At 68.0% G+C, this 24,494-nt stretch carries 22 protein-coding genes and 1 pseudogene; 11 read left to right on the top strand and 12 right to left on the bottom strand.

What is annotated here, in order from left to right; genetic code table 11:
• Positions 1-443: 443 nt before the first annotated feature.
• The 3 genes from FHS42_RS27345 to FHS42_RS27335 form a co-directional block, all read right to left on the bottom strand.
• Entirely contained in the window at positions 444-959 is a 516-nt protein-coding gene (locus FHS42_RS27345; protein ID WP_184576534.1) for a hypothetical protein, read from the bottom strand.
• Between the two features lie 77 nt (positions 960-1,036).
• The gene (locus tag FHS42_RS27340) at positions 1,037-1,990 is read right to left on the bottom strand and encodes a hypothetical protein (protein ID WP_184576532.1); all 954 of its coding nucleotides are present in this window, start codon (positions 1,988-1,990) and stop codon (positions 1,037-1,039) included.
• Entirely contained in the window at positions 1,987-4,326 is a 2,340-nt protein-coding gene (locus FHS42_RS27335) for a hypothetical protein (protein WP_184576530.1), read from the bottom strand. The genes FHS42_RS27340 and FHS42_RS27335 overlap by 4 nt, the downstream gene beginning before the upstream one ends.
• A gap of 292 nt (positions 4,327-4,618) precedes the next feature.
• Between FHS42_RS27335 and FHS42_RS27330 the strand changes: the two genes are divergently transcribed.
• The 4 genes from FHS42_RS27330 (at position 4,619) to FHS42_RS27315 (ending at position 8,541) form a co-directional block, all read left to right on the top strand.
• Entirely contained in the window at positions 4,619-5,041 is a 423-nt protein-coding gene (locus tag FHS42_RS27330; RefSeq protein ID WP_184576529.1) for a hypothetical protein, read from the top strand.
• 253 nt (positions 5,042-5,294) lie between these two features.
• The gene (locus FHS42_RS27325) at positions 5,295-6,155 is read left to right on the top strand and encodes an adenine nucleotide alpha hydrolase family protein (protein ID WP_184576527.1); all 861 of its coding nucleotides are present in this window, start codon (positions 5,295-5,297) and stop codon (positions 6,153-6,155) included.
• Positions 6,152-7,423: a DNA cytosine methyltransferase gene (locus FHS42_RS27320; protein ID WP_246495494.1), complete on the top strand. Its 1,272-nt coding sequence runs from the start codon at positions 6,152-6,154 to the stop codon at positions 7,421-7,423. Before FHS42_RS27325 ends, FHS42_RS27320 begins: the two co-directional genes overlap by 4 nt.
• Positions 7,423-8,541, top strand: a complete 1,119-nt coding sequence (locus FHS42_RS27315) for a DnaB-like helicase N-terminal domain-containing protein (protein ID WP_184576522.1) — start codon at positions 7,423-7,425, stop codon at positions 8,539-8,541. Before FHS42_RS27320 ends, FHS42_RS27315 begins: the two co-directional genes overlap by 1 nt.
• A gap of 348 nt (positions 8,542-8,889) precedes the next feature.
• Here FHS42_RS27315 and FHS42_RS27310 read toward each other — a convergent pair whose 3' ends face one another.
• Positions 8,890-9,072, bottom strand: a complete 183-nt coding sequence (locus FHS42_RS27310) for a hypothetical protein (RefSeq protein WP_184576520.1) — start codon at positions 9,070-9,072, stop codon at positions 8,890-8,892.
• A 262-nt stretch (positions 9,073-9,334) separates the two neighbouring features.
• Complete coding sequence (locus FHS42_RS27305; protein WP_184576518.1) at positions 9,335-10,231, bottom strand: DUF5655 domain-containing protein; 897 nt, start codon at positions 10,229-10,231, stop codon at positions 9,335-9,337.
• A 730-nt stretch (positions 10,232-10,961) separates the two neighbouring features.
• On the opposite strand from FHS42_RS27305, the gene FHS42_RS27300 reads away from it, so the two are divergent.
• Positions 10,962-12,827: a hypothetical protein gene (locus FHS42_RS27300; protein WP_184576515.1), complete on the top strand. Its 1,866-nt coding sequence runs from the start codon at positions 10,962-10,964 to the stop codon at positions 12,825-12,827.
• Here the strand turns inward: FHS42_RS27300 and FHS42_RS27295 are convergent.
• Complete coding sequence (locus FHS42_RS27295) at positions 12,784-12,972, bottom strand: hypothetical protein (protein ID WP_184576513.1); 189 nt, start codon at positions 12,970-12,972, stop codon at positions 12,784-12,786. The genes FHS42_RS27300 and FHS42_RS27295 overlap by 44 nt on opposite strands.
• Positions 12,973-13,369: 397 nt before the next feature.
• Positions 13,370-13,651, bottom strand: a complete 282-nt coding sequence (locus FHS42_RS27290) for a hypothetical protein (RefSeq protein WP_246495470.1) — start codon at positions 13,649-13,651, stop codon at positions 13,370-13,372.
• A gap of 193 nt (positions 13,652-13,844) precedes the next feature.
• Here FHS42_RS27290 and FHS42_RS27285 point away from each other — a divergent pair, with 193 nt between their 5' ends.
• Positions 13,845-15,551 carry an AMP-binding protein gene (locus FHS42_RS27285; protein WP_184576509.1) on the top strand — a complete coding sequence of 569 codons (1,707 nt, stop codon included), beginning with the start codon at positions 13,845-13,847 and terminating at the stop codon, positions 15,549-15,551.
• A 63-nt stretch (positions 15,552-15,614) separates the two neighbouring features.
• Here FHS42_RS27285 and hemC read toward each other — a convergent pair whose 3' ends face one another.
• A complete protein-coding gene (gene hemC, locus FHS42_RS27280; RefSeq protein WP_184576507.1) occupies positions 15,615-16,550 on the bottom strand; it encodes a hydroxymethylbilane synthase in 936 nt (311 codons plus the stop codon).
• Positions 16,551-17,272: 722 nt separating this feature from the next.
• Complete coding sequence (locus FHS42_RS27275) at positions 17,273-18,463, bottom strand: lipase family protein (RefSeq protein WP_246495468.1); 1,191 nt, start codon at positions 18,461-18,463, stop codon at positions 17,273-17,275.
• A 727-nt stretch (positions 18,464-19,190) separates the two neighbouring features.
• On the opposite strand from FHS42_RS27275, the gene FHS42_RS27270 reads away from it, so the two are divergent.
• The 3 genes and pseudogenes from FHS42_RS27270 to FHS42_RS27260 all read left to right on the top strand — a co-directional run.
• Complete coding sequence (locus tag FHS42_RS27270; RefSeq protein WP_184576503.1) at positions 19,191-19,619, top strand: hypothetical protein; 429 nt, start codon at positions 19,191-19,193, stop codon at positions 19,617-19,619.
• Positions 19,620-19,663: 44 nt separating this feature from the next.
• On the top strand, positions 19,664-19,828 hold the full coding sequence (locus FHS42_RS27265) for a hypothetical protein (protein WP_184576501.1): 165 nt from the start codon (positions 19,664-19,666) through the stop codon (positions 19,826-19,828).
• Positions 19,829-20,035: 207 nt separating this feature from the next.
• Positions 20,036-20,452 (top strand): annotated as a pseudogene (locus FHS42_RS27260) (transposase); the annotation flags it as partial.
• Here the strand turns inward: FHS42_RS27260 and FHS42_RS27255 are convergent.
• Positions 20,444-20,635, bottom strand: coding sequence for a hypothetical protein (locus FHS42_RS27255; protein ID WP_246495467.1), 192 nt, complete (start codon positions 20,633-20,635; stop codon positions 20,444-20,446). The pseudogene FHS42_RS27260 and the gene FHS42_RS27255 sit on opposite strands and share 9 nt — an antisense overlap.
• A gap of 706 nt (positions 20,636-21,341) precedes the next feature.
• On the opposite strand from FHS42_RS27255, the gene FHS42_RS27250 reads away from it, so the two are divergent.
• A complete protein-coding gene (locus FHS42_RS27250) occupies positions 21,342-22,268 on the top strand; it encodes a hypothetical protein (protein ID WP_184576499.1) in 927 nt (308 codons plus the stop codon).
• 354 nt (positions 22,269-22,622) lie between these two features.
• On the opposite strand, the gene FHS42_RS27245 is transcribed toward FHS42_RS27250, so the two are convergent.
• Together FHS42_RS27245 and FHS42_RS27240 are read right to left on the bottom strand one after the other, a co-directional pair.
• On the bottom strand, positions 22,623-22,898 hold the full coding sequence (locus FHS42_RS27245) for a transposase (RefSeq protein ID WP_184576497.1): 276 nt from the start codon (positions 22,896-22,898) through the stop codon (positions 22,623-22,625).
• Positions 22,899-23,469: 571 nt separating this feature from the next.
• Complete coding sequence (locus tag FHS42_RS27240; protein WP_184576495.1) at positions 23,470-23,643, bottom strand: CsbD family protein; 174 nt, start codon at positions 23,641-23,643, stop codon at positions 23,470-23,472.
• Between the two features lie 356 nt (positions 23,644-23,999).
• Between FHS42_RS27240 and FHS42_RS27235 the strand changes: the two genes are divergently transcribed.
• Positions 24,000-24,263, top strand: a complete 264-nt coding sequence (locus FHS42_RS27235; RefSeq protein WP_184576493.1) for an HU family DNA-binding protein — start codon at positions 24,000-24,002, stop codon at positions 24,261-24,263.
• Positions 24,264-24,494 lie beyond the last annotated feature (231 nt).

Here is a 24,494-nt window from a genome sequence, read left to right as displayed (position 1 = left end):
GCTAAAGAGCGCACCCCTGCCGTGGACGAGTGAGGCCAGCTTAGGGTCGGGGACCGATACGGCGAGGATTGCCGAGCCTTCGCTGCCACGGCTTGCCCACCGTAGCAGCGGCACAAAAGCGCAGGTCCTGAGCTTGAGATGTGTTGGCATACCTCGTCACCGGCCGACGGGCCGGCAGGTACGGCACCTCGGACGCCCTCCACCTCATGTGGCTTTTCGCCATCTCCCCACTCACCGCCACCAAGTGCCTTCGCGCCGCCCACCCGGCCGGCGCCCGACGCGATCCGCCCGTGAACTGTCCTCCCGCAGGCTCTCACTCGCCCCTTGGGGGACCACCTCGACCGGCCGTCCGAGCTGGGAACATTGCGTCGTGCGCTGTCCTGCTTGAGTGCCAGGCACTGAGACGGCTCAGGAGTGTGCAGCAGACCTTGCCGGGTGACAGTTCAGTTTGGAGGTGCTACGTCGCGCGACGGCCCGCTTGCCATCTGCATTGGGGGCTTTTGGTCCCACATCTTCACTTTTACCTTATACTTGTACCCGTAATAGGGTGATGGGCTAGGACTGTCTCCGAGGGATGTCCACCGGTATTCCGCTCCCCACTTCACGCTCTGATACGAGCCATCATCTCTCTTATTGTCCAGATAGCATCCGAAATAAAAGGGCTTGCCTGCGGCGATCGGAATGGTAAATGTGGCGACTGACGAGCAGTCCAAATTCTTCTGCCTTTGGCACTGGGCGCCGAAGTACCTTCCGTCGTAGTAGACGTAGCACGTTCCGAAGACGCCTGCGTCGCTTTCTGGCTCCAGATAGATAGTGCTCGTGAGGAATCCGTCGACTGACACCGGCCCATAGGGGAAGCAGTAGGTGACGTTTTCGGCGTCGGCAAGTCGGATTTCCCAGAGCTGCACTGACTTCCAGAGGGCGGATACCGGGCCGCTGAGGTTGATGCGAGCGTCCATGGCTGGTTCCCTTTCGTGACTACTGATCGTGTGACGGGTGGGTGACTGCGGTGACGGTCGAATCCGGTGGCGACTGCTCATTCCGTTTCTTGCAGGGGCATGAGGTTTTGTGTGGCGACGGTTGTCGCTGACAGTTTCGACGCCTGGATCTCCTCCTCGGCGATTACGGTCGTCGTGTCCACGGTTCCCGCTGACAGTTTCGACCAACCTTGTCCGACTCGGATCTCTACGCGGTCTTCGGCGAAGTGGATCCACGGCTCCCCTGGTTTCCACTGCAGTTCTGGCACATAAACACCTTCCTCATAGGTGGGTTTCCGGATGTGCACGGTGGTGGTGAGATAGTAGGTTTTGTCTCTGTGGGTGGCTTTGAGGGTGTAGGTGGTGTCCCGTGCGGGCGGCATTTTCGGTGACCAGGACTGCTCCCCCTCTTGTGGCGTTCCTCCGTCGGGCAGGATGGTGTACTCGGCGTCGCGGGGCCCGTTCCACAGGAGTTTGACGTTCTCGGGCTCCTGTTTTCTGGTGGTGTCGATGAGCTGCTTCTCGGGGTGGAAGTTGCGGGGGATGTCGGGCTGGGGGGGTGCGGGGATGTCATCGGCGGGGAGTTTGAGGATGCCGAGGCTGGCGTGCCGTGTTGTGGCGACTTCTGTAAGTTCGTCGATGGTGAGGACGGAAAGACCGTCGCTGGCGTTGATGGAGATGTTGCCCAGTTGGAGGACGAGGACCTGTCCTTGGAGCATCTTGTCGAAGCCTTTTCCGGGGATGGCTTCGAAAATGTTGTTGTTGCGTGTTCTGGAGAATTGAGCGCCGTGTGCTTCGCCCTGGACGCCGGGGCGGATGCTGTCGGGGTTGTTGGTGAGGTCTTTGGGTTTGTCGCCGGTGGGTACGGTGACCAGGATCTTTTTCCAGGTGACGGTGGCGGCATTGTGGTTGGTGATGATGATGTAGGTGGTGGCGGTGCTTGGCGTGGTGGGGGTGGAGGCGGGCAGGGGGTGGGGGTGGGTGAGTACCTGGTAGTGCAGGGCGGTGGTCATGTTTGGGTCTCCTGGGGGGTGGTGCAGTGCAGGTAGCCGGTGTGGAGGGCGAGGGGTCCGTCGGGCAGGCGGGTGGTGGTGTCGGCGGGGATGAGGGGGGTGTAGGTCCAGTCGTGGTTGGTGGTGTGGGTGTGGGCGAAGGTCCAGGTGCCGGTGGTGGCCGGTGGGGTGGGAAGGACTAGGCGTTTGTCTCGTTCGGTGGCTGGCAGGGGTCCTACGCGGTGGGACATGCGCAGGCGGGACAGGGGGGTGCGGGTGAGGTGGTCGGGCAGGCGTAGTTCGTGGACTGGCAGGATGCCGCTGGCGGCGTGGACGACGGCGTGGGGGTCCATCAGCAGCGTGACCATCACCGGTTTTGCGCCGGGGGCGAGGTGGAGGGTGGAGGTGGGGCTGGTGGGGGTGAGGGAGGGGAAGGCGGCGGGGTCGGTGTAGGTGTAGAAGCCGATGAGTCCGTCGTGAAGGCGCTTGGTTTCGCCCAGGCGCACGGTCCAGGGGCGGGCGGGGGCTGGCGCGGGTGGTTCCTTCGGCGGGTCGAGGAGGTTCTTGACGTCGGTGTGGACTTGTTGCCAGGCCGGGTCGGTCCACAGGGGGCCGTTCGTCTGGATGGATGCCGCGGCGCGGATCAGGGCCAGCGGGCGGCCGGTGAGGGCTGTGTGCTGGTGGGTGCCGTCGGGGTGGCCGGTGTCGATGTCGGGCAGCAGGCGGTGGATGGCGGTGTTCAGTGCCTGGAAGGCGCCGTTGGCGCTGGAGGCGGCTTTGATGAGGGCTTTGATGTGGCGTGAGCGGAGGGCGGTGACCGGGGTGATGTCGTCGTGGTCGAAGCCGGGCAGGGGCAGCGCGGCGATGGTGTTGTTGGCTGCTGGGCGTAACTGGATCAGGGGGGCGCCGTCGGGGTCGAAGCACAGGAGGCTGCCGTCGAGGTAGTTGGGCAAGATCCATCCGCACAGCGGGTTGGCCCCGGGGTTGTGGCAGTCGCGTTCGTAGTCCAGGTCGTCGTTGGCGGCGCCGCTCAGTTCGATCGCCAGGCGTGCGGGCTGTACCAGGCGGGGGCGGGCTTCGATGGTGCGGTCGTAGCCGGATGCGACCGGGGTTTTGTCGGGGCGCATGTCGGGGGCGAGGAGCAGGGGCGTCCAGTCGCGGGTGGTGTCGTCGATGACGTCCAGGGTCCGGCCGAAGACGTCGATGACGGTCAGGGCGGTGAAGACCAGGTGGCCGGCGCGGACGTCCTGGAAGCGTGACGGGGGCCAGGTTTCGCCGATGTCGGGCAGGGGGCCGGGGGTGAGGTTGTGGGAGGGCAGGCGGTCCAGGGCTTCGCCAGTGGTCGTCAGGGGGGTGCCGGCCAGGGGGAGGCGGCCGGCGAGCTGGTCGGTTAGGCCGGCCAGGGTCTGGGAGAGCGGGTCGAGGTCGGTCACCACTTTGGACAGGGACTTCAGCAGGATGACGGTCTTGGGCGGCAGGGCTGGGTGGGTGCTCAGGTAGTGCTGGATGTTGGCGTGCAGGGTGCGGGACAGGTGGGGGCCGAGGACTTGCCGGCCCTTGAGGGTGGTGCGCGCGCCCGTGTGAGCGCCGGTTTTCTTCCACCGGTAGTCGTTTCCGGTGAACTCCCAGTGTGTGGTGGGGGTGCCGTCGGCGTCGTGGGCGGGGACGGGGGTGTAGTCCAGCTCCCATTCGACGAACAGCGGCTGCCAGGGCTGCTTCCATGCCGCGGCACCGTAGAAGGGCGGCACGGTGGCTTTGCTCTCGCCGGTCGTGTCGAGCTGGGTGAACTCTGTCAGGGCGGGCAGCAGATCCTCGGGCAGTGCGGTGATCCACTTCGGTGCGTCCTGCGGTGGGGGCAGTTCGCTGCGCAGGCGGCAGCGGATGGTGGTGGCGGATCCTGCGGTGCCGGGCTTGGTGCCGAGCACCAGGACGACGGGATCGGCGGTGCGGTGGTAGGGCGGGCGGGGTGCGGATACGCATCGTCCGCGCAGGATTTCGTGAAGCTTCCCTTCATCCGGGCCTGTATCGGCATCGGTTGTGGGGAGCCCCTCACGCGTGGTGTTGAGCGAGTTTCTCGTGATGTTGACGGTGCTGCGCAGTTGTGATGTCGCCTTGGCGAGTCGCTCTTTGGCCTGGCCGTTGAACTGCCAGGGAGCCGGCTCTCCTTGGGCGGTGAGGTCGGCCAGCTGTGCCCAGTACAGCAAAGTGTGTTGCTGTCCACGCAGTTCGCCCAGCAGCCTGTCGTGCAGTTTCTGTTTGGTGTTGAGGGACAGCGCCCCCTGTGCACCGGCACGGCACTGAAAGTAAAATGGACACTCCTCGGCGAACCCCAGCCCGGCAAGCCTGGAGCCACCCACGTCCCCGCACCGCCCCCTACCGTCCCCCCGCACTTTCGCGCTATCTCCCTGGGCGCGGGTCTGTGCCGAGTTCTGCCTGTTGCACCCGGCCTAGCCCGCCTCCACCAGCAAACGTCAGCGCAATATCCCGGCTGCTGAAGCTATGCGTGCCGTCCGCCGCAAAGCGGCTTCGGACGTACGAAACAGCCGCAGCCGGACGCCTTTGTAAGGCTCCGGCTCTACGATCACCGAGGAGAACAACCTGACATCCGCGCCCCAGCATCTCCGTGTAGAGGCCGAAGTTCACCAGCAAGTGACCCTCCTCGCCCGCGCTTTGGGGATCACCGCCAGTGAGTGCATCGCATATCTGCTCCACCTCTACGCCCAACCCTCGTCCGAGACACCAGCCCGCACAAGCACGCTCACCCCCGTCTACGCCATCTATGACCACAGGCGCATCGAGGGGTACTTCGACCGCGCCACCGGCGCCTTGAACATCCCAACAGGTCCCGGAGCCGGGCAGTACAAGACCCCCAGCGGCGCCTCGCGCGCTGTCATCACTGCACTACGCCCACAGGTCTCACCCATCCGTACTGGATGGAGTTTCTGGCGCCTTGCCGAAACCGGCGCCCAACTCAAAGTCCTACGTGACGCCCCCGCTCGTACCCGCACCCCTACGAGCCCGGCCGTACCGGCGCCCGCCAGCACCACTGCAGCCACGCCGCGCGCCCGCTGACCCGACTCCAGAACCGGTCCAACCCGGACACGCAGGCCCTCCGGAATTCGCAGCGCGTCCGATCGCCGAAGTCGCGCCCCCTCCACGGCCCCGGCTCCGCCGGCACCCGCCGCGCAGCACGCCTCCGCTCCCCGCCGCTGACCGCCCCGCCCACGGACAGCGCCAGCGCCCCATTCACCACTAGGACGCCCACATTTCCGACAACCCCGTATTCCGGTCCATATCGCTGGGCGCGGGAGTCCAGTCCAGCGCGATGCTCGCCCTCTCCGCCGAGGGAGTTCTCCCTCGGGTCGATTACGCGATACTCGCCGACACGGGCTGGGAGCCTGCCACCGTCTACGCCCATCTGGACCGGCTAGAAAAGAAGATCGCCGCACCTGCCGGAATACCTGTACTGCGCGTAGCCTCAGGAAATATCCGCGAAGACGCACTCAACCCCAACCACCGCTTCGCTTCCATGCCGCTCCACATACTCAACCAGAATGGCAAACCCGGCATGACGCGGCGCCAGTGCACCGGCGAATACAAGATCAAGCCAATCAAAAAGAAGGTCCGCGAAATCCTCGGGTATCCCTACCCGCAACGCATCCCCAAAGGTGTTTACGTTGACCAATGGGTTGGTATATCAACCGACGAATTCCATCGCGCCAAGGACGCCGACATCCGCTACATACGCAACATCCACCCCCTCATCGACATGGGTTGGTCGCGCCGCGACTGCGTCGAATACCTGACCTCACTCGGCCTCGCCGATACACCCAAATCATCGTGCCTTGGGTGCCCTTTCCACGGAAACGCACAGTGGCGCGACATCCGCGACAATAGCCCCGCCGAGTGGCAGGACGTTGTGGAATTCGACGCCGCGATACGAAAAGGCAACGCCCGCGCCAACGCGGGCGGCAACCGATTGCTTGGGCAGGCGTTTCTCCACCGCTCGCGCGTACCGCTTGACCAAGCACCCATCGACCACATCACCACCGCCGAGCGAGCTGCCCTCCAGGACGAGAATGAGAGGGCCAGCGCGGAGGAGTTGGAGAACGGCGTGCTGGACGGCTGCTCGCCATGGGCGTGCCGCGGCGATGTGGCCCAGGACGACTTCGGGCTGGCTTGTTGATACTTGACCTCTTCGCGGGCCCGGGCGGCTGGAGCAGAGCACTGCATGTTCTCGGCCTGCGCGACGTCGGTCTGGAGTGGGACGAGTGGGTCTGCAAGACGCGCGCCGCTGCGGGGCAGTTGACGGTGCGTACCGACGTGGCGCGGTATCCGACGTGGCCCTTCGTCGGCCGCACGCGCGGGCTGATCGCCTCCCCGCCGTGCCAGGCGTGGAGCATGGCCGGCAAGCGCCTTGGCCTCCTCGACCAGCCGCTGGTGCACGCGGCGGTCGAGGATCTGTCCGCCGGACGTGACACCCGCGAGCGCCTCCTCGCCGCGTGCCGTGATGAGCGCTCCCTGCTCGCCGCCGAGCCGATGCGTTACCTGCACGCTTTGAACACGGTCGGCGAGCCCGAGTGGGTCGCCCTGGAGGAGGTGCCGGACGTCCTGCCGCTGTGGAAGCAGTACGCGGCCATCCTGCGCCGCTGGGGGTTCTCCGTCTGGTGCGGGGTCCTCAACGCCGCCGACTTCGGCGTTCCGCAGACCAGGAGGCGGGCGATCCTCCTCGCCTCGCGAGTCCGCACAGCGCAACCGCCCACGCCCACGCACTGCCAAGTCGTCGAGGCTGAATCGCTGTTCGGTCCGGGCCGGGCCCGCTGGGTGAGCATGGCCGAGGCACTGGGGTGGGGCGCGACCGAGCGGCCCGTTCCTACCGTCTGTGCCGGTGGTGGGCCCGGCGGCGGGCCAGAGCCGTTTCCGTCGGGCTCCCGCAAGACACTGTCCGACGCCCGGGAGCGCGGCACCTGGGCGCCCCGGCCGGGCGGAGCGGTCTGGCAGTCCCGCGGTGAGGGCGCTGGATGGGCCGCCCGGTACGGCACACGCGGGAACCGGGCCGCCGACGCTCCGGCTTTGACGCACACCGCCCAGGCGCACCGTTGGTCCTGGTCTCTGCGCAGCAACAACCAGGCCAACGCCACCGTCCGCCCGGTGTCCGAGCCGGCAGGCACGCTGTTCTTCGGTCACCGGGCAAACGAGTGCACCTGGGTCGCCGAGCCGGCCCCGGCGCCGACGAAGGACACAGGCACGTCGGCGGTGCCGGAGCCGATCCGGATCGCCGCCCGCGAGGCCAGCCTCCTGCAGACCTTCCCCGGCACCTACCCCTGGGCCGGCAACAAGAGCCAGCAGTTCTCACAGATCGGCAACGCCGTACCGCCGTTGCTGGCTGGCCACCTTCTCGCCCCGCACCTCGGCGTCACCCTCAACCCCGACGACTTCACCCTCGCCGCCTGATGCCCAACACCAACCAAGCCTACGAAGACGACCTCGACACCTTCGCCCCGCCGCCACCGGTATTCCACGTCGAGCAGGCCCTCCTTGGCGCCCTCCTCCTCGAACCGCACCGTACCGGCGACGTGAGCGGCATCGCCCCCGATTCCTTCTCCACCGCCGCGCACGCCGCCCTGTTCACCGCGATCAGCACCCTGCCACCACCCGACCCCGCCCAGCACGCGAAGAACACCACATGGCTCAACCACGTGCTCACCACGGGACGCGACCAGGCACCCGGACTCACCGCCTCCTACCTGCACACCCTCATCCAAGCCTGCCCCCGACCCCGCCACCTACCGGCCTACGCACGACTGGTCGAGGCCGAACACGCCCGCCACCGACTCCACGCCGCCGCCGAACACCTCATCCAAACCGTGCACGACGCCTCCCTCCCGCACCCGGTGCACACGGTGCTCGACGAGACCGACGCACTCACCGTGGTCGTGGACGACATCGCGCTCCGCTTTCCGCCCCGCGCCGGAGCACTACCCCGCACCCCGGCACCGCCATCGACCATCACCCCCGACCACACCGAGGCGGTCCAGGAGGAGCAGCTACTGCTCGCCACCGCCACCGCCCACCCCGCCGACATCGACTCCGTTCGCTGGCTACTGCCGGACGATCTCATCCGGCCCCTGCACGCCGGCCTGTGGCAGTGCCTGACCGCCCTCACCCGCCGCCGCGAGCCCATCGACCCCGTCACGGTCCTGTGGGAGGCCCAACAACGCGGCCTACTGGACCACGGAATCGAACCAGGCGAAGTGCTCCGCCTGCTGGCCGAACCAGCCGGTTCCGTGGAGCACTGGAGCGAACGCGCCCTACAACGCTCCCTCCTGGCCACCGCCGACCACACCGGCCAGCGCATCAAGGCGTACACAGGCGACCCGGCGAACACCCCGTTCCAACTCGTCGTCGGCACCCGCCGCGCCCTCGCCGACATCAACGCCATCCGCACCCGCTGGCAACACGCCACCAAAGCGGTCCCGCCACAGCCGCGGCGACCGGCACCCGCCACACGCGCCGGCCCGCCGACCACCACGGCCGCGCACACCACCCGCGCCGCGCGAGCAACCCGATAACCCCCGCGTACGCCGGTGGCCGGACCCGAAGACCCGGCCACCGGCCAAACAGACGAGACCCCACCTCACTTGCGCCATCGACGCCCACGTCCGCCTCGACACCCACCCCGCTTATCCCAGTGCCGTGCAGGCCGTCCTGACCGGCACCTAGGCCCGCGTCGCCCTCATGGCTCTGGAAGCAACCGACTGGACCGTCGCCGCCACCAACGTCCTGGCCCTGGCCCGCATCGATCACCAGCAGCCCTACTGGGCCAAGGACGCAGCCAAGCATCTGATCGCCGAAGGCATCAACGTCGAGATCACCCAACAGCTACAGGAAGCCATGAACGAGGAATGGACCTGGCCCAACTACCCGATGCTGTGGTGTACCCGCAGCGAATCCGCGAGGTCTCCCACCAGGCGCAGAAGATCCACGACGACATCCACCACGGCCATCTCCTCACCGACGCCCACAATGGCCACACCACCACCGCGGTCGGCACCTACCTCCACCAAGGCGGCAAGTCCGTCTACCTGCACGGCGAGGATCACCTGCGCCAGGTCGCCGACACCTTCGACTCATCCGCCAAGGCCCTGCTGGCCTTCGAAAGTGTCCACGCGGCCGAGATGCGCCCCGGACCGGCGCCCTGGACCGACACCGAACGCGCCGCCATCGAAGCCCGCTCGGGCTTCGGCGTCACCACGGCCAGGTGCGACCTGCCCGCGCGGAGCTGGCGACCGTCCCCGTCTACTTGGTCGATGCCGACACACGACACGAAGCACAACCAGCCACGAGACCGACAGCGGCATCGATTCACGCCGCCGCGTAGCTCGCCCGGAACAGCTCCCGCGCCCGCTCCACGTCCCTCGGCGTACGAAGCTGGACCTCCAAGTCGCCCGTCCCGTGGTGACCGAGACCGGACACATTACGGGTGAAGCCCGAAACGAGATCGACATCCGTCGGATCGACCTTCAGGTAGACCAGCAGCTTGCTGCGCTGCGGCGGACACAGGCAAGCAAAGTTCCGCAGCCGCTGATACGCCCGGTAGGTCTTACGCTCCACCCGATTCACGCCGTCCCCCAGCCCGAGCAAAACCTCGTCGACCGCGCCCGCCAACTCCACCATCGCCGTCCCCTGGATGTCGGCCCCCGCCCGGGCAACCGTTCCGCGCCGTGCCCGGCGGGCCGCCTGCACGCCACCGCTCACGGACGCCACGGTCTCAAGCCCGAGCAAATCGCTGCCGAAAAGCCGGTAACGGACCAGGTCGATCGACCGCCGGTGCTCACGCACAGCATGCACGTCGTACCGCGTGAAGTCCCCGGCCACGCAGATCAACCGCGGACCGCTCCACAGCACCTGGGACGCGGCCGTCACCCCGAGCCGGTCCCGGACAAGGCGCTCAAACTCAGCCCGATGGTCCATCAGCCACGCTAGGTAGAACAGCCCCTGGTTGATGACGCCGGCATCGACACCGCGCTTGTACTCCACGATGACCGGCGAGCCGTTCTCGTCCAACCCGAGCGAGTCGATCCGGCCCCCGTGCACCGGCCCAGTGCCGTACTCGCTCGCTATAAACCGGACGCCCAACAGCGTCTTCATAGACGCCTCGACGAGTCCCTGCACATCTGCCTCAACCTCAGCAAAACGCGGCACGACCTCGGTCATGCCGCCATTCGTCATATCCGTACGGAACAGCTTCAGGCCCGACACCTTCCTCTCCTCGGCTCGGATATCACCAACGCCGACGAGGTGCGGAATTGTTTCCGCGAGAGGCTACGGAGGCGTGGAGATCACATAAGAGGGCGGTACGTTAGTTGGCGTCCGCTTTGCCCTTGGGCTGGGGGGAGGGGCCCGGTCGCGGGCTCGCTGGACGGTTATGACCGCAGCCAGGTGAACACCCCCTGCTCGGTCTCGATCAGGGTCCCGCGCTTGACCGGCCGCTTGAGCTTGAGGCGGACGTTACGAGCTGTTTGCGTTGCTGCCGGGCGAGTCGATCGAGCTGAGCGGAGAGGCTACGGCCAGGCTCTGGTTGGGGCGGGTGCGGAGACGGTGGCGTCCTATTCTGACAGGCCGCCGAGCGGGGTACCTGAGGTACGCGCAACTCGTGCCAACGTCACTCTCGGCAGGTGGCCACCCATCCGGACCGGGGACACTCGAATACCTTTTACGGCGCATCTGCGACGAGGTGCCGTCGATCGACGCCGACTACATCTTCACGATCAAGCACAGCGGGCCCAAGGGCCCACGGCGGAGGTGTCGGTGGCGCCGGACGCGACGGAGCTTCTTTCCGGGGAGCCGGTCGCCGGGTCGGTGATCGTAGGGGCGAGGATCGTGGCAGTTGTGAAGGAGCCGCGCCAGCTTTCTGAATTCTCCCGGTCGGCACACGAACTGGCCATACTCTTCAGTGAATTGCGGCATATTGGACACTGACTGGGATGCGATGACGGCGAACACAGGTAAGACGCTGGGCGGCGCCCTCTTCGGCACCGCCGCCGCGGTCGCGGTCGCGGCGGGAAGCGCGGGTGCCGTATTGGTTCCCGTGCGCGACGTCGCGCTGGGTGGACTGTGGTTGCTCGCGGGTTGGCTGGTGCTTGCCGGGGTCGCCGGGTGGTGTGCCGAACTGGCGCTTCGGCGAAGCAGCGCGTCCACCGGAGCGAGTCACTTGCGGAAGCTGCGACTGAAGTCGATCGCCATCCTGGCGACTGCCCTGGTGGCCGAACTGACTCTCATCGCGGCCCGGTTGGCTCGCCATCACGAGTACGCGATGGCCTGGGCGTCCGGGGTTGTATTTCTCATGCTGCTTGTCGGCGTCTCCCGGCGCATCTCCCGCGTCAGCGCCAGCAGTAGTGGCCACACGCCGTCCGACAGCCTCCCCAGCGCCGTCGCCTTCGCCCTGGCCGAGGCGTGCGGCGGCTGGCTCACCGCCCGCTTCGCCGTGGAGGGGCCGCTGTGGGCGGCTTGGGCACTGGGCTGCGCTATGGCGGTGCTGGCGGCGGGCTTTTGGCTGTCCGAATCCCAGTCCCGGGATGCCGGGTCCACGTACCTGAAGGTGTTCGGTTCCGCCGTGTTGCTGGGTGCGGCCGGTGTGGTGGCGCGTTCGGCGGTGCGGGGCGAAACGTCGGCCGCATGGTGGGTGGGCGGAGTGGCAGTGGGGGGCTCGCTGCTCGTCGTCGTTGCATCGGCGCTGCGGCGACTCGGGGCCAGTCGTAGTGCGACAGCTTCACCCGGGGCACAGATGGCCGGGGTCCTCGTCCCGCTGAGCAGCCTCGCGTGGGCGATATGGAACGGGAAGCCGTGGAGCGGGCCGGACCCGGGTGACCGGCTGCTGGAGGCCGGCCGGCTGGCTAGCGGGGGCGGGGCTGTGCTGCTGATGACGCAGTACGGAGTGCTGGTCTGGATGAGCACGGTGCCGTCGGCGGACCGGGCGTCTAGATTGGCCCGCGTGGCCCGCACGCCACATGGCAACATCCGGGCGATGGACGATCTTACCCAGCTCACCGTCCTGCAACGCTTCATGAACCCTCTTAGGTCCACCGCCCTGTATGCCCTCCACCGGCGTACAGCTGTGGCCACCGGGCTCGCTGTCGACGACATCTGGCCCCGCATCGAACTTGTCGCACCCGACGAGGTCAATCGTCGGGTAGGGCGCAAGGAACGGGGCGTGCTCGTCTGCCGGATCACCGTCGCGAGCGCCGTGTGCACGACGGAGGTCTGGCTGCTCGTCGCGCTCACCGGCCTTGGCGGTATTCCCGTTGAGCAGGGGGTGGCCGTACTGCCCGTCGTGGGACCCCTGGCGGTGGCGGCCCTGGCGTTGGCGCAGGCGCGCAGGTCGCTCGTCGAGGTGTACGAGGCCAAGGCGGACGCGATCGACGTGTACCGGTACGACCTGGCGAAAAGACTGCGCCTCTCCGTGCCGGAGAATCCCTCGAGCACGGACATGAGGCACCTGGCCGACGAGTTGATCGCTGCGCAGCTTCGCGATCCGTACGCGGAGCGACGGAACACCGAGCCCGGCGCCGCTGATCCCACCCGACGCGAGGAACTCGCCGCCGCCGTCTCGGGCAGGGTGAACGCGGACATCCGGGCCCTGGTGCTTCAGTTGATTCAGGACGAGCGCCTTTCGCCGGCAGCGCGGGCTCCCGTCGCCGCTCCCCTTACGGAAAGCCAACTGTCCCTACTCGCCCAACTGATTGCCCTCTCAACGGCGGGCCCGGTTGGTGCCCACCTAGAGAGTCATCTGTCAGGTCTTCAACAGGTGTTTGTTAAATCCGGTGCGCACTTTGGCACTTCGGTGCCTCGCACATGAAGTACCCATCGACGTTCTTGTGGCCCGTTTGGTTCTTGAGCCAGATCTTCTCGTTGTCGGTGAGAGGCCGGTGCGGTTCGTCGGTGTCGCAGGTGTAACAGAACTTGATGCCTGGTGGCACGACAACCTCCTGAAACAGGCGCATGGGTCGCAACCTGAAGCGTATGAGGGCGAGTTGAGCCTCTAACAGGGGTCAACCGGCCGTCTCTCTGAACGACGAGGTGCTGAAACCGCGCCGGTCGCACTCCGCCGCTTCCTGCGCCTGGCGTGCGCGGCGCGCCGCTTCCTTGGCCTCCTGCCGCGCGCGGGGCCAGCCGACTCATCCGCCGAACGCTCCGGCACGGCCGGCACAGCCAAAGTCGGTGCGGGCCCACCGCCGACCAGAGCGTCGGTCGGCGCGGGGCTGACGCTCGCTGAGGGGCTGGCCCACCATCGACCAGGACCGAGCTGGCGCCCGCCGACGACGTCGCGAGGGCGGGGGCCGAGGCGGGGACGTGGCAGGCGCCGGCAACCATTCCTACCGTGGTGTCCACGCGAGCGGGCTATCTCGTGTCGTCCTCCACTGATTCGACGCCGCGGTCCATCGCGGCGCGTAGCAGTGTCACCGTTTCGCGCGTCGCGGCCAGAGTCCCTTCGTCTTCGGCCCTTTGCTCGGTGTCTTCCAAGAGCACCACGGCGGCCTGTAGGACTCCGATGTGTACGGGGACCGGGCGTAGTGCGGCCAGGGCTGCGGATGCTTGGTTCGCCGGAGTGGTCACGGTGGAGGACGGGATGAGCTGACTGACTCCCCGGCCGAGGGCACGTGAGGACGGTGCGGTAGTCACCGGGTCAGTGTCCATTGCCGGACCGTGCGGGTTTCGACCGGGGCACCGGTGCTGTCCGGTCGAAACCCGGGGACGAACAAGGCTCCGCCCCGGCCCTCTTACGTGATTAGATCCTGGACGGCGCAGTCGGCGTGGGTCGCGGCGTGAGTGGATGAGTGGTGTCGTGAGCGAGTGGCACCGCTAGGGTCGTTTTGTGACAGGTGCGCTGGATGCGGTGGGGCCGGCCCCGGAGGCTGCCCGCCGCTACCGGGAACAGGGCTGGTGGCGCGATACGACGTTTTCTGACAGCTTGCGCTGCGCCGCCCGACAGGAGCCCAAAAGCACCGCCCTGCTCACCTGGCGACGGCGTGAGAACCGGCTGGTGCGACTGTCGTTCGCCGAGCTCGACCTTCGGGCCGATGCGGTCGCCGAGGCGCTGCGCGGGCTTGGAGTGCGTCGTGGTGAGGTGGTGGCCTGTCGGCTTCCATCGTGGTGGGAGACGGCTGTGTTGATGGTCGCCTGCCTGCGGGCGGGCGCGGTGGTGGCCCCGCTGCCGCTGTTGTTCGGTCCGTATGAGACCGAGCGCGCTCTGGCCACTACCGGTGCGGTGGCGTGTGCCGTACCCGACGAGTGGGGCGGCGTGCCCCATGCGCGCGTGTTGGCCGAACAGGCGAGCCGACTGCCACGGCTGCGCCATCGCATCATCATCGGCGACGCGAGTGATACCGGCGGGGTGAGCCTGCGGGCGAGTTTCAACGGCGAGCGGGTGGCGGCCGAGCGCGGCGAACCGCTTGGCCCCGATGCGGTGTGCGCGCTGCTGTTCAGCTCGGGAACCACCGGCCGCAGCCACATCGTCGCGCACAGTTCGAACACGCTGCTGGCTGGTTTGGATGACCGGGCGCAAACCCTCGGTTCCGATGGTCGCGTATGTGCGACGACCGGCGGGCTGAACTACTCCAGCGGGTTGCGCCAACTCATGCGCATCCTCGAGCTGCGGGTGCCCGCCCTCTACAGCGACTGCCGGGACCCGGGCCGGTGGCTGGACCTCATCGCCGACACGGGCGTCACCGACGTGCGGACCTCTCCTCGCAAGCTGCGCACCCTCACCGACGAGCAGCGCCGCCGCCCGCGAGATCTGTCCCGGTTGCGCGTCGTGCACAGTCTGGCCGGCCCGCTGCCACCTGTGCTCCTGACGGCGGTGCAAGAGACGCTGTGTCCGGTGGTACTCAACACCTGGGGGATGACGGAGACCAGCAGCCTGATCTCCACCGGCCCAGCCGATCCCGCGCACTGGGCGGGGCACAGCATAGGTCTGCCGCACATCTGCGCGCAGACCCGGCTGCTACCCGAGACCGAGACCGACGCCGAGACGCAGACCAAGGCCAGCGCCGGGAGCAGGCCGCGGGCCGAGGCGGGGGTCGGGGCGGCGGCCGAGCGATCAGGCGAGGTCTTGCGGTTATGGGTGCGCGGGCCGCAGGTGTGCCTGGCCACCTTGGACCGCGATACCGGACGGGTTCTTTGGTCGCCGGCGCACGACGATGGCTGGCTGGACACCGGCGACCTGGTGAGCCACGACGGTAGTGGCGGGCTGCGCTTCGTGGGGCGGGTGGCCGAACGCATCGGCGACCGGTGGCTGATCCCGGTGGCCGACGTGGAGCACGCGCTGCTCACCTACCCCGGCATTCGCGACGCGGTGCTCGTGCCGTGGACCGATCCCGACGGCCACGAGGTTCCGTGCGCCATCGTCATCTCCACCACCCTCCCCCATCTGCCCGCCCTACGCGCCCATCTAAGGGCCCGATACGGCTTTCACGAGTCGTACCTGCCCGTCAGGGTGGCGAGGGTCGATGCCTTTCCCCTGACCGAACTGGGCAAGGTGCGCCGGCGTGTGCTGGCGGACCGGCTGCGCACGACGCAATAGGCGCACGCCGCCAGGCGGGCCTGACAGCGTGTGCCCGTGTGCCCGTGTGCGGTGGTCGGGGGCTCAGTGGGCGATGTTGTCGATCAGTTCTCTGGCGCCCTGGCGCAGCAGCGCGACGGCGACGGACGTGCCCAAGGTGGCCGGATCGAGTTGGCCGGCCCACTCGTGGGCGTTGAGGACGGTCTTGCCGTCCGGGGTGAAGACGCTGGCGCGCAGGGAGAGGTCTCCGTTGCGGTGGGAGGTGGCGTAGCCGGCCACGGGGCTGTTGCAGTGTCCGCGTAGGACGTGCAGGAGCGTGCGTTCGGCCGTGGTCTCGCGGAAGGTGTCGGGGTCGTTGAGGCTGCTGACGGCCGTGAGGGTGGCGGTGTCGTCCTCGCGGCACTGTAGGGCCAAGACGCCCGCGCCGATGGGCGGGGCCATCGTCTCGGGGGAGAGGATTTCGGTGATCACCTCCGTGTGGTTGATGCGTTGCAGGCCGCAGACGGACAGCAGCAGCGCGTCTGCCTCGCCCGCCGCGAGTTTGTCCAGGCGGCGGTTGGCGTTGCCGCGCAGCGGTACGCAGTGCAGGTGGGGGTGAGATGCCGCGAGTTGGGCGATGCGACGGACCGAGGAGGTCCCGATCCTGGTGCCCGGGGGGAGGTCGTTCAAGGTGCGGCCGTCGGGGTGGATGAGGGCGTCGCGCATGTCATCGCGCTTGAGGAACCCGGCGATGACGGTGCCCTCGGGAAGCGGCCGGTCGGCGGGGATGTCCTTGGCGCAGTGCACCGCCAGGTCCGCCTTGCCGGCCAGCACGGCCGCGTCGACTTCCTTGGTGAACGCGCCCTTGCCCTCGACCTCGGAAAGGTCGCCGAGCCAGGTGTCGCCGGTCGTGGTGACCGGGACCAGTTCGGTCACCAGATGAGGGGCCAGCACGCCCAGTTCGGTACGTACACGCTCTGCCTGAGCCAGGGCCATCGGCGAGTCACGGGTAGCGATGCGGATGAGCTCAAGGGTTGCCATAGCACTCACCATAAAGATGGATAGTCGCATGTAAGCGGCAAAACCAGACAGTCATTCGGGTGGTCTCCGACAGAGGGGCGTTGGGGCACTCGCGACTGTACTTTTCCTCGCCACGGCTCACCCCGCCACGGCCGACGTCACCGAACCGCTCGCCACCCGCAACCACCCGACCAAAGGCAACGTCCTGGGCTGCAAGCCCAATGCCCAGCACCCCTACCCGCGGGACGGCTGGCGCCAGCGCGCGGCGAACCTGGAGAGCGAGGAGGACCACCCCTTCGCCGTGGACTACCGCGTCTGCCACCGCTGCCACCGCTGCCACCGCTGCCACCAGTCAACGAGTGCTCCCGGCCCGGGCGAGCGAGGGCGGGTCCGGTGACTTAGCGGGCGAGTTCCACGGTGAGGCCTTCATCTGTGCATTCGGCGGCGAGGTCGGTCAGAGCTGTGATCTCCGCCGGGTTGGTGCAATCGGATTGCCGCTACGTCGCCGCAGCCGGGCCTGCTCCGTCTTCAGGGCTGCCGGGATGCTCAGCACACCGTCGCCGGCCGGCAGGAGGGCGTGCTGGGCGGACCTCCTCCTTCCTCGCCTCGACGAGCCCTCCAGCGATCCCCGTGACCGCGTCTCCTCCGCGTGACTGGCGCCGGGCGTGCGGCAGAGGCATGGGTCGGGCGGGCGCGCCGCTGCGCGTACATCCCCTGCTCCCAGCCGTTGCCGGTGGCGTGCTTCAGTTGGTCTTCGCCGACTCGTCGAAGAATCTGACGATCCGGGGCACGGCCTGCCGAACCGATTCGTTGTGGTCGTAGTCGCCGACGTCGGTCAGCCGGCGTGCAGCGCCGTTCCTCGTCAACTGGTCGGCACAGTACGCCGCGTGACTGAAGTCGACGTCCTTGTCGCCCCGGCCGTGGAAGATCTCCACCCGTACGTTCGGCCGCCAGTTGCACGTGTTGTCCATCGGACGCAGCTTGTCCTTCAGGACACCGTCGGGCTTGCGGATCTTGTTCAGGAAGTCTTCGGTGAACAGGTCCTTGGACGCCGACGGGAGTGCGCTGGCGATCTGCCCGGTGGTGTGATGGCCGTCGAAGAGACCCTCCACCTCGCTGGCGTAGAGGGAGTTGAAGACATCGCCGGGTGACGTGTAAAGGCCGTACATCTTGTTCCAGGCGGTGACGAAGTAGGCGAGGTAGAGACCGGATTTGGCGATCTTGTCGTCGGCTGCGGCGGCCTCGAAGGCCGAGAGGTTGTAGGGGCCGCTGACCGGGGCGAGTGCCCCCAGCCGGAAGTAGCGGTCGGCGCCCTCCTGCTGAAGCGCCCGGCCTACAAGCATGGTCGCGGGGCCGCCCTGCGAGAACCCGCTTACCTGAACCTTGCGCTTCAGCTCCCGGCCGTTTTGGTGGGCGAAGGTCCGGGCCGCGCGCAGGCCGTCCACCGAGGCCGCGACGGTGGCCCGAGGGTCACCGTAGGGGTGGAAGCCTTCGCCCGAGCCGAGGCCCACGTAGTCGGGCGCCGACACGGCCCGCCCGGTCGAGGCGAACAGCAGGGCGACGAGCCGGTCGTTCGACTTCGGATTCTCCGAGGCGACGTCCTTGCGATAGACGGTGGTGCCGTGCAGCCAGGAGACGGTGGACAGGTGGCGCGCCCCGTTCTTGGGCAGGACGACGAGCTGGCTCGCGGTCGTGGGGGCGCCCGCGCTGTCAGTGGTGCGGTAGGTGACCCGATAGGCGGTCACGCCAAAGCGGACCTGGGACGAGTCGATCTTTCCCCGGAGCTCCCCGGCCACTTCCTGCGCTGTAAGGTCGGCCGCTTGCTCGACGGAGACGACGGCCCCGCCTTGTACCCGCTCACTGTGAGAGCCGGCCGCCGCCGAGACCGGAGCCACCAGGGCGGACACACTGCCGAGGACCGCCGCACCAGCCATAATCCGGATACTTGTTCGCCGTAAAGTCATGGATGGATCATGCCCGTCGGTCGCTCCGCTGGGACATGGAGCTACCCCCCGGGCCGCAAAGGGGGGAAACCCCCTCGGGACGCGTAGGGGACGCCAGCTGCCCTATCCCCTACGGGACAGGCTCTGTGATCCCGGCTCGGACACCAGGAAACAAGTAGCCCGCTGGTAGGTTTCGGATGTTCAGCGACGATGCACGGGGCAAGGTGGCTCTGGGGGTGTTGCCGCTTCTCCGGCCGCCGACCGGAGCGCTACGCGCAGGAGGGCGGCTCGTTGAGAGGGACGGCCCCCGTTCCCGGGCAGGGAAGAGGCTCAGCATTTCCCCGGCCTCCGCAGTAGGCCAGTCGTCACTTCCTGGGCTTCCACATCCAGTGGCGCCGCAGTCTCCATCATCCGGTACCGATACCGGGGAATCGCCGCCCTTGGCCCCTGCACGACCACGTCTGACAGCACAGACCGTGGAGCGCCCGGTACGGTCACTCAACCGTTCGCCGGGTGCGGCGAGCGGCGTGGGGAAACCGGTCGGCGGCAACGCCGAAACCGCGCCCCAGGCTGACTCAACACCATCACCAAGGCCAAGGCCGGCGACCTTTGGCCCCCGGACACGGGCAACGAGCGTCGCCCCCGTTATGGCCACGTCCGGTTCGGGACCCCTCCCTAGACCGGTGGGGTAGGACAGGCGTGACCGAAGGGGAGCGGAATGCGACGGACCTTGGTGCTATGTCTGGCGCCGCTGGCGCTGCTGTCCTGTTGGGCGGCCACGCTGGCGTTGTGCGTCGATGAATCGGCCAAGGGCCGCTTCCCCACTCAAGACGTCCTGCACGTCGTCGCGGCCGCCGGTTTCGTGGTGTGCGTGTGGTGGTTCGTCGTGCTCCTCGATCACCGTTCCGCGGCGGGGTTCAGCTTCATCGTGCTCTTCACCTGGTTAATGGCCCTGCTCGTGGCCTCACATAAGGCGTCGCAGATCTACCACGGGTACGTCGGGGAGCGGACCGAGGCCGTCATCGTCGGCACTAAGCACACGGAGGACAGAGAATCCCGGCGGGCCCGCTCGGTGGCGGTACCTGGCCCAGGGAGACGCATTATCGGCTCGTTGAGGTGGGCACGGACCGCGATCTCGGCTGGATGATTCACGGCCCACATAAACAGGCCAGCGAAGGTGAGCTTGCCGAGGTGTCCGTGGACCCGCATGGCTGGGCCGCGCCCGTCTCGGCCGAGCGCCTTGGCGGGACCACCGCCGACTCCGTTGTGCTGTGCATCTGCTTCACTTCGATCATCGGTGTCGCCGGCCCCGCCATCGTGGGGCATGCGCGCGCACGGCGCCGGGCGGCTGACTGAGGCGGTTCGCGCCCACCAGGAAGACCTGGGGTCGAGCACGAGGGCTGGCCGACCCGCCACCCGAGCCGGGCGAGCCAGGGTGCGTCGAAGGCGTTCACCCGTTCGTGGTAGCCGCTCCCGGAACCACGGTCCTCGTGATCGGGGTGGGTGGGACGGTTGGCGCCCGCGATTTCGGAGGTCCGAGATGTGTGTCCGCACCCGTACCGGCTCGAGGAACTCCTGGATGCCCACCCTCTTTCCAAGGTCCTGACGTCCATCCCGGGAATCGGCGTCAGGACCGGAGCCCGCATCCTGATCGAGGTCGGCGACGGCAGCACCTTCCCGACCGCCGGCCACCTCGCCGCCTACGCCGGACTCGCCCCGGCAACCCGTAGTTCCGGGTCCTCGATCCGTGGCGAACAGCCGTCGCGACGGGGAAACAAGCAGCTCAAGAGGGCCTTCTTTCTCTCCGCGTTCGCAGCCCTGGGCGACCCGGCATCGCGGGCCTACTACGACAAGAAGATCGCCCAGGGCAAGCACCACACTCAAGCCCTGCTCTGCCTCGCCAGACGACGGGCAGACGTCCTCTTCGCGATGCTCCGCGACGGAACCTTCTACGAACCTCAACCCGCCAAGTCAGGCTGAATCGCCGAGAGCCAGCCGTGCTTCAGCCCACAGCCGCTCGAACTCCTCCGCGGAGATCTCGGCCGCCTGCGGCTGGCCCTGCCAGCCGTCCATGGGACCTTCGGCGAGAACGCCGTACTGCCGTTCATAGCGGAACATCGCCGCGAGATCTGCATGATCACGCAAGTGCAGCACCTCTTCCAAGGAGGCCTCCGTCACCGGACGCGAGTCTCGCCCCCGGACCTCAACCTGCCGCGCGGCCCACCCCCTCGTCATCGGCCTCGAAATACAGCCACAGATTCTGGTGTCGAAGCCCCGGCCCTCATCCCCGGCATTTCCGGCCCCGGATGCTCATCGGATGCATGAGGAGTACCCTCCTCATCGAAAAGGGGTCACATATGCGAGACCTCCGTAAATTCGGCCAACTCCGTGCACGTCAGAGGAAGGCCAGTTGTGGAGACGTCTCACCTCGCCGCACCTGCGACTGCGCCGTGCGACGCGCCGACTGGACCCTGGGTGGCGGAGGTTCCCGAGCGCCTTTTCGACTGCCGATATCCAGAACCCGCAGTTCAGAGGCTGCAGGAGCGAGAGATTTCACATTGGCGACTTCGCGTCATAGCGGTCGGTCATATTGGCGAATAGTGGCTAAACGAAATTTGCGAGGGGATGTTTTCTCCTGTGGATGGCGTACTGCACTGTCGGGTGATTGTTGGTGGCAATCGCACGCCGTGTTCCCTTACAAATATCTGGACATGCGTGTCGTATGGAAGTATCGCGGAATTCTCGGACTGCCGTTACGGCATGCGGTGGACGAAAGCGTTCGAGAGAAATTACTTTTCTAGGTGCCGTGTGCCGGCCTGATTTCGCGCTCCGGATCGACCCTCGCTTCACCTGAGCCAGAGGAAACACCGTGAACAGGAAACAGACCACCGCTCTCCTCGCCCTCCCGACCCTCTTCACCGGCGCGGCACTCTTCTTCGGCACCCCTGCCGCCGCTTCCGCCCTGGCCTGTACCGCGGGCACTGCGGGCATCGCGGGTGCCAACGGCACCGCCGGCCACCCCGCGGGCTACCCCGGCACCGCGGGCGGCGCTGCGACCGGGACAGGCAACTGTGCGGGCGGTGCCGGCGGCCCCGGCGGCAACGGCTTCGCCACCGGAGTCGGCGGTGCGGGCGGCAACGGCGGGATCGGCGTGGGCAGCGGATCCGGCGGTGCAGGTGCCACCGGCGGCACGGGTGGCTCCAGCGGCGCGATGGGCGGTAACGGTGGCACCGGTGCCAACGGCGGCCTCAACGGTGCGGGCGGCGCAGGCGGTGCGGGTGGCGCAGGCACCAACGCCGCTGCGGGCGGCATAGGAGGTGCCGGCGGGAACTCCGGTGCCAGCGCCGGAGCCGGCGGCAAGGGCGGCCTGGGCGGCGTCGGTGGATCGACCGGCGGTGCGGGCGGCAACGCCGGTAACGGCGGCATCGGCCACGGCGGCGGCGCGGGCGGCAACGGCGGCGCCGGCGGCACCAACGCCTCCGGCAACGGAGGTAAGGGTGGCGATGCCGGAAAGGGCGGCAACGGCAGCACCGGCGGAGCTTATGCCGGTGGAGCCGCGGGCATCGGCGGGGCCGGCGGCGTGAGTTCCGGAGGGATGAACAACTCCGGTGGCAACGGCGGCACCGGCGGCACCGGCGGAGTGAAGTCGGGTGCCAGCGTCGACGGCACCTGCGGGATCGGCGGCGCCGGCGGCAACGCCACAGGAGGCATACTCTTCCGCGGCGGGACCGGCGGAACGGGCGGAACGTTCGGCGTGGGCAGCCCCTGCGCGAGCGGCGCCAACGGAACACCGTAACCCCGCCCCACCAGGTGCCCCGCCTCACACCCCCAGACCACACAGCGCGGTCCCGGGACATGAGGAGTGCACCCTGACCCCCGCCACTGAGAGTCAGTTCACTGACTCTCAGTGGCGGCGCGCACCCAGCACTGACACCCGCACAGCTACGGCGCCTCCACCAGCTGCCCACCGGCCCCGCAGTACGGAGCGCTGCGCCTTCCCGCCGCGTAGCGGCGGCGCGACGTCTCTGCGGAACAGAGCGCGCGCACAAAGACAGGGAGCAGCCCGGCTGCTCCCTGTGCTGCTCCCCCGGCGGAGGTCCTTCCCCATGACGCTTGAGGGGAAAGGCCGGATTGCCCCCTCCGGTCACGGTCAGAGCGCTGCCAAGGGGAGGAGGTTGACCGCGATGGCGGTCAGGACGTGCTGGACGTGGGTCGTCTCTTCGCTGCGGTAGCGGCACCGGCGCATGCCGTGGCCGCTGACGAACTCGTTGATCGTGCCCTCGATGGCGGCCCGCAGCGAGTAGCGCGAGAGCCACTCCTGGGTCTGCTGCTCGGTCCGTGACTCCGACTGGATGTCGTAGAGCTCACGGGGCAGGAAGGAAACTTCCGGGCGTCGGTGCGGGTGCAGGCGGCCTTCACCGGGCACTGCTGGCAGTCGGCCGGGGAGAACTCGGCGTTGGCGTAGGGCGCGAGGGACGGCGGTGCGACCACCGGCGGCTGACCTTGCCCTGTGGGCAGGTGACCTGCTTGGCGTCCCAATCGATGGCGAAGGCTTCGCGGTGGAAGACGCTGCCCTTGCGGGACTGGCGAATACTTCTGACCCGGATCGGTCCGACCAGGCCGACACCGTGCTCGCGGGCGACCTGCTGCTTGAGCGCGACGGAGAGGTAGCCGCCGTCGACGAAGTGCTCCTTCGACAGCTGAACAGTTACTTATGTGCGAACTGGGTGCCGGTCCGAGATGAGCCAGACTCCGGTAGCAGCGTCGCCAGGACGAAGCTGGCGACCAGACCGAACAGCTAGGTCGAGGGTCATAGGCCGGCCCACACCAGCCAGCCGATGCAGCCGCGACAGGCGCCCCAGCGGCGGGTCATGCCCTGTACAGCCAGGTGCCTGCGCCCGTGTCCGCTCCCATACGACCGTGCCACGACAGCATTTGGGCCCCTGCGGACTGGCAGTCCGCAGGGGCCCAAAAGTGTGAGGGATGATGGGGTGATGTCAGTCGTTGAGGGCGTCCTTGGCCTTTTCCTTGGCCTGACGGGCGTCTCCCTTGGCCTGCTCGGCCCGGCCCGCCGCGGTGAGACGATCGTTGCCCACGGTGCGCCCGGCGGCTTCCTTGACCTTGCCCTTGGCCTGTTCGGTCTTGGCCTGGGTCTTCTTGTCGGCAGCCATGTCACTCACACCTTGCTCTACTGGACATCAGGTACAACCAGCGCCTGACCGCTGCCACCGCGTTCAAACAAAGCCAACCGTGGCGGCCGGGCGCGACGCGGGCGTCGATACCAGGGTCGCCAGCGCGGCCTGGCCGCCGACGCCCTCGTAAACCGAGGCCAACTGACTCAGTCGCTCGCGCGGCTTCAGCCTGGCGCCGTGCCCGGCATGCCCGCGCCCGTCCGTGCCGGGCCCGGGTGTCGTCCGTGGCCCCGGCGCCCCACCGCGCGCACGGCCGAAGGTGCGCGACGGCCGGTCGGCCACGATCGTGGAGCGCAAGGCATACAGCCACAACGGAACGGAAGCGGGTGCCACGGATGGACAAGTCCCAGTTGGTCAGGACCACCACGGACGAGACGGTCGGGGACGACGGCGGGCGGCGGCTCGCTGTGGATCAGGTCGAGCGGGTGCTCGACACCGTGTTCGGGACCGTGGACCGCCCGGGGGTCATCGCCGGCGCGCTCAAAGAGGGTGAGACGGTCACCCTCGGGAGCTTCGGAAGCTTCCACGGCGAGAACGGCACCGCCGCCTTCCGCCCCGGCAAGGCGCTCACCGAATTCCTGCACGACGAGACCAGCTGACCCCCTCGCGCACGGCCACGCCGCCCCGGACCGGCAACCACCAATCGGCCCGGGGGGCCGCCTGGTCGGCACTACTCCCCGCGCCGCGGGGATGGACCCGTCCGTTTGGTTGACTCGGGGCCCACCACACAAACGAGGTGGGCCCAGGACGTTGACAACAACCGCTCACCGGCCCGAACACCTCCGGTTCGAAAAAGGCGCACCATGATCCAGCACCTGCTCCTGCACCTG

This window comes from Streptomyces zagrosensis, from assembly GCF_014203645.1.
Lineage (GTDB): Bacteria > Actinomycetota > Actinomycetes > Streptomycetales > Streptomycetaceae > Streptomyces > Streptomyces zagrosensis.
The sequence above is the reverse complement of the archived record's forward strand: the minus strand, read 5'-3'. Positions and strand labels throughout refer to the sequence as shown.

What these genes read in the sequence shown, in the direction of transcription:
- FHS42_RS27340 (WP_184576532.1), bottom strand. Translation starts at nt 1,990, where the DNA reads ATGACCACCGCCCTGCACTACCAGGTACTCACCCACCCCCACCCCCTG.
- FHS42_RS27240 (WP_184576495.1), bottom strand. Translation starts at nt 23,643, where the DNA reads ATGGCTGCCGACAAGAAGACCCAGGCCAAGACCGAACAGGCCAAGGGC.
- FHS42_RS27345 (WP_184576534.1), bottom strand. Translation starts at nt 959, where the DNA reads ATGGACGCTCGCATCAACCTCAGCGGCCCGGTATCCGCCCTCTGGAAG.
- FHS42_RS27270 (WP_184576503.1), top strand. Translation starts at nt 19,191, where the DNA reads ATGCGACGGACCTTGGTGCTATGTCTGGCGCCGCTGGCGCTGCTGTCC.
- FHS42_RS27325 (WP_184576527.1), top strand. Translation starts at nt 5,295, where the DNA reads ATGCTCGCCCTCTCCGCCGAGGGAGTTCTCCCTCGGGTCGATTACGCG.
- FHS42_RS27295 (WP_184576513.1), bottom strand. Translation starts at nt 12,972, where the DNA reads ATGCGCCTGTTTCAGGAGGTTGTCGTGCCACCAGGCATCAAGTTCTGT.
- hemC (WP_184576507.1), bottom strand. Translation starts at nt 16,550, where the DNA reads ATGGCAACCCTTGAGCTCATCCGCATCGCTACCCGTGACTCGCCGATG.
- FHS42_RS27235 (WP_184576493.1), top strand. Translation starts at nt 24,000, where the DNA reads ATGGACAAGTCCCAGTTGGTCAGGACCACCACGGACGAGACGGTCGGG.
- FHS42_RS27300 (WP_184576515.1), top strand. Translation starts at nt 10,962, where the DNA reads ATGACGGCGAACACAGGTAAGACGCTGGGCGGCGCCCTCTTCGGCACC.
- FHS42_RS27315 (WP_184576522.1), top strand. Translation starts at nt 7,423, where the DNA reads ATGCCCAACACCAACCAAGCCTACGAAGACGACCTCGACACCTTCGCC.
- FHS42_RS27275 (WP_246495468.1), bottom strand. Translation starts at nt 18,463, where the DNA reads ATGGCTGGTGCGGCGGTCCTCGGCAGTGTGTCCGCCCTGGTGGCTCCG.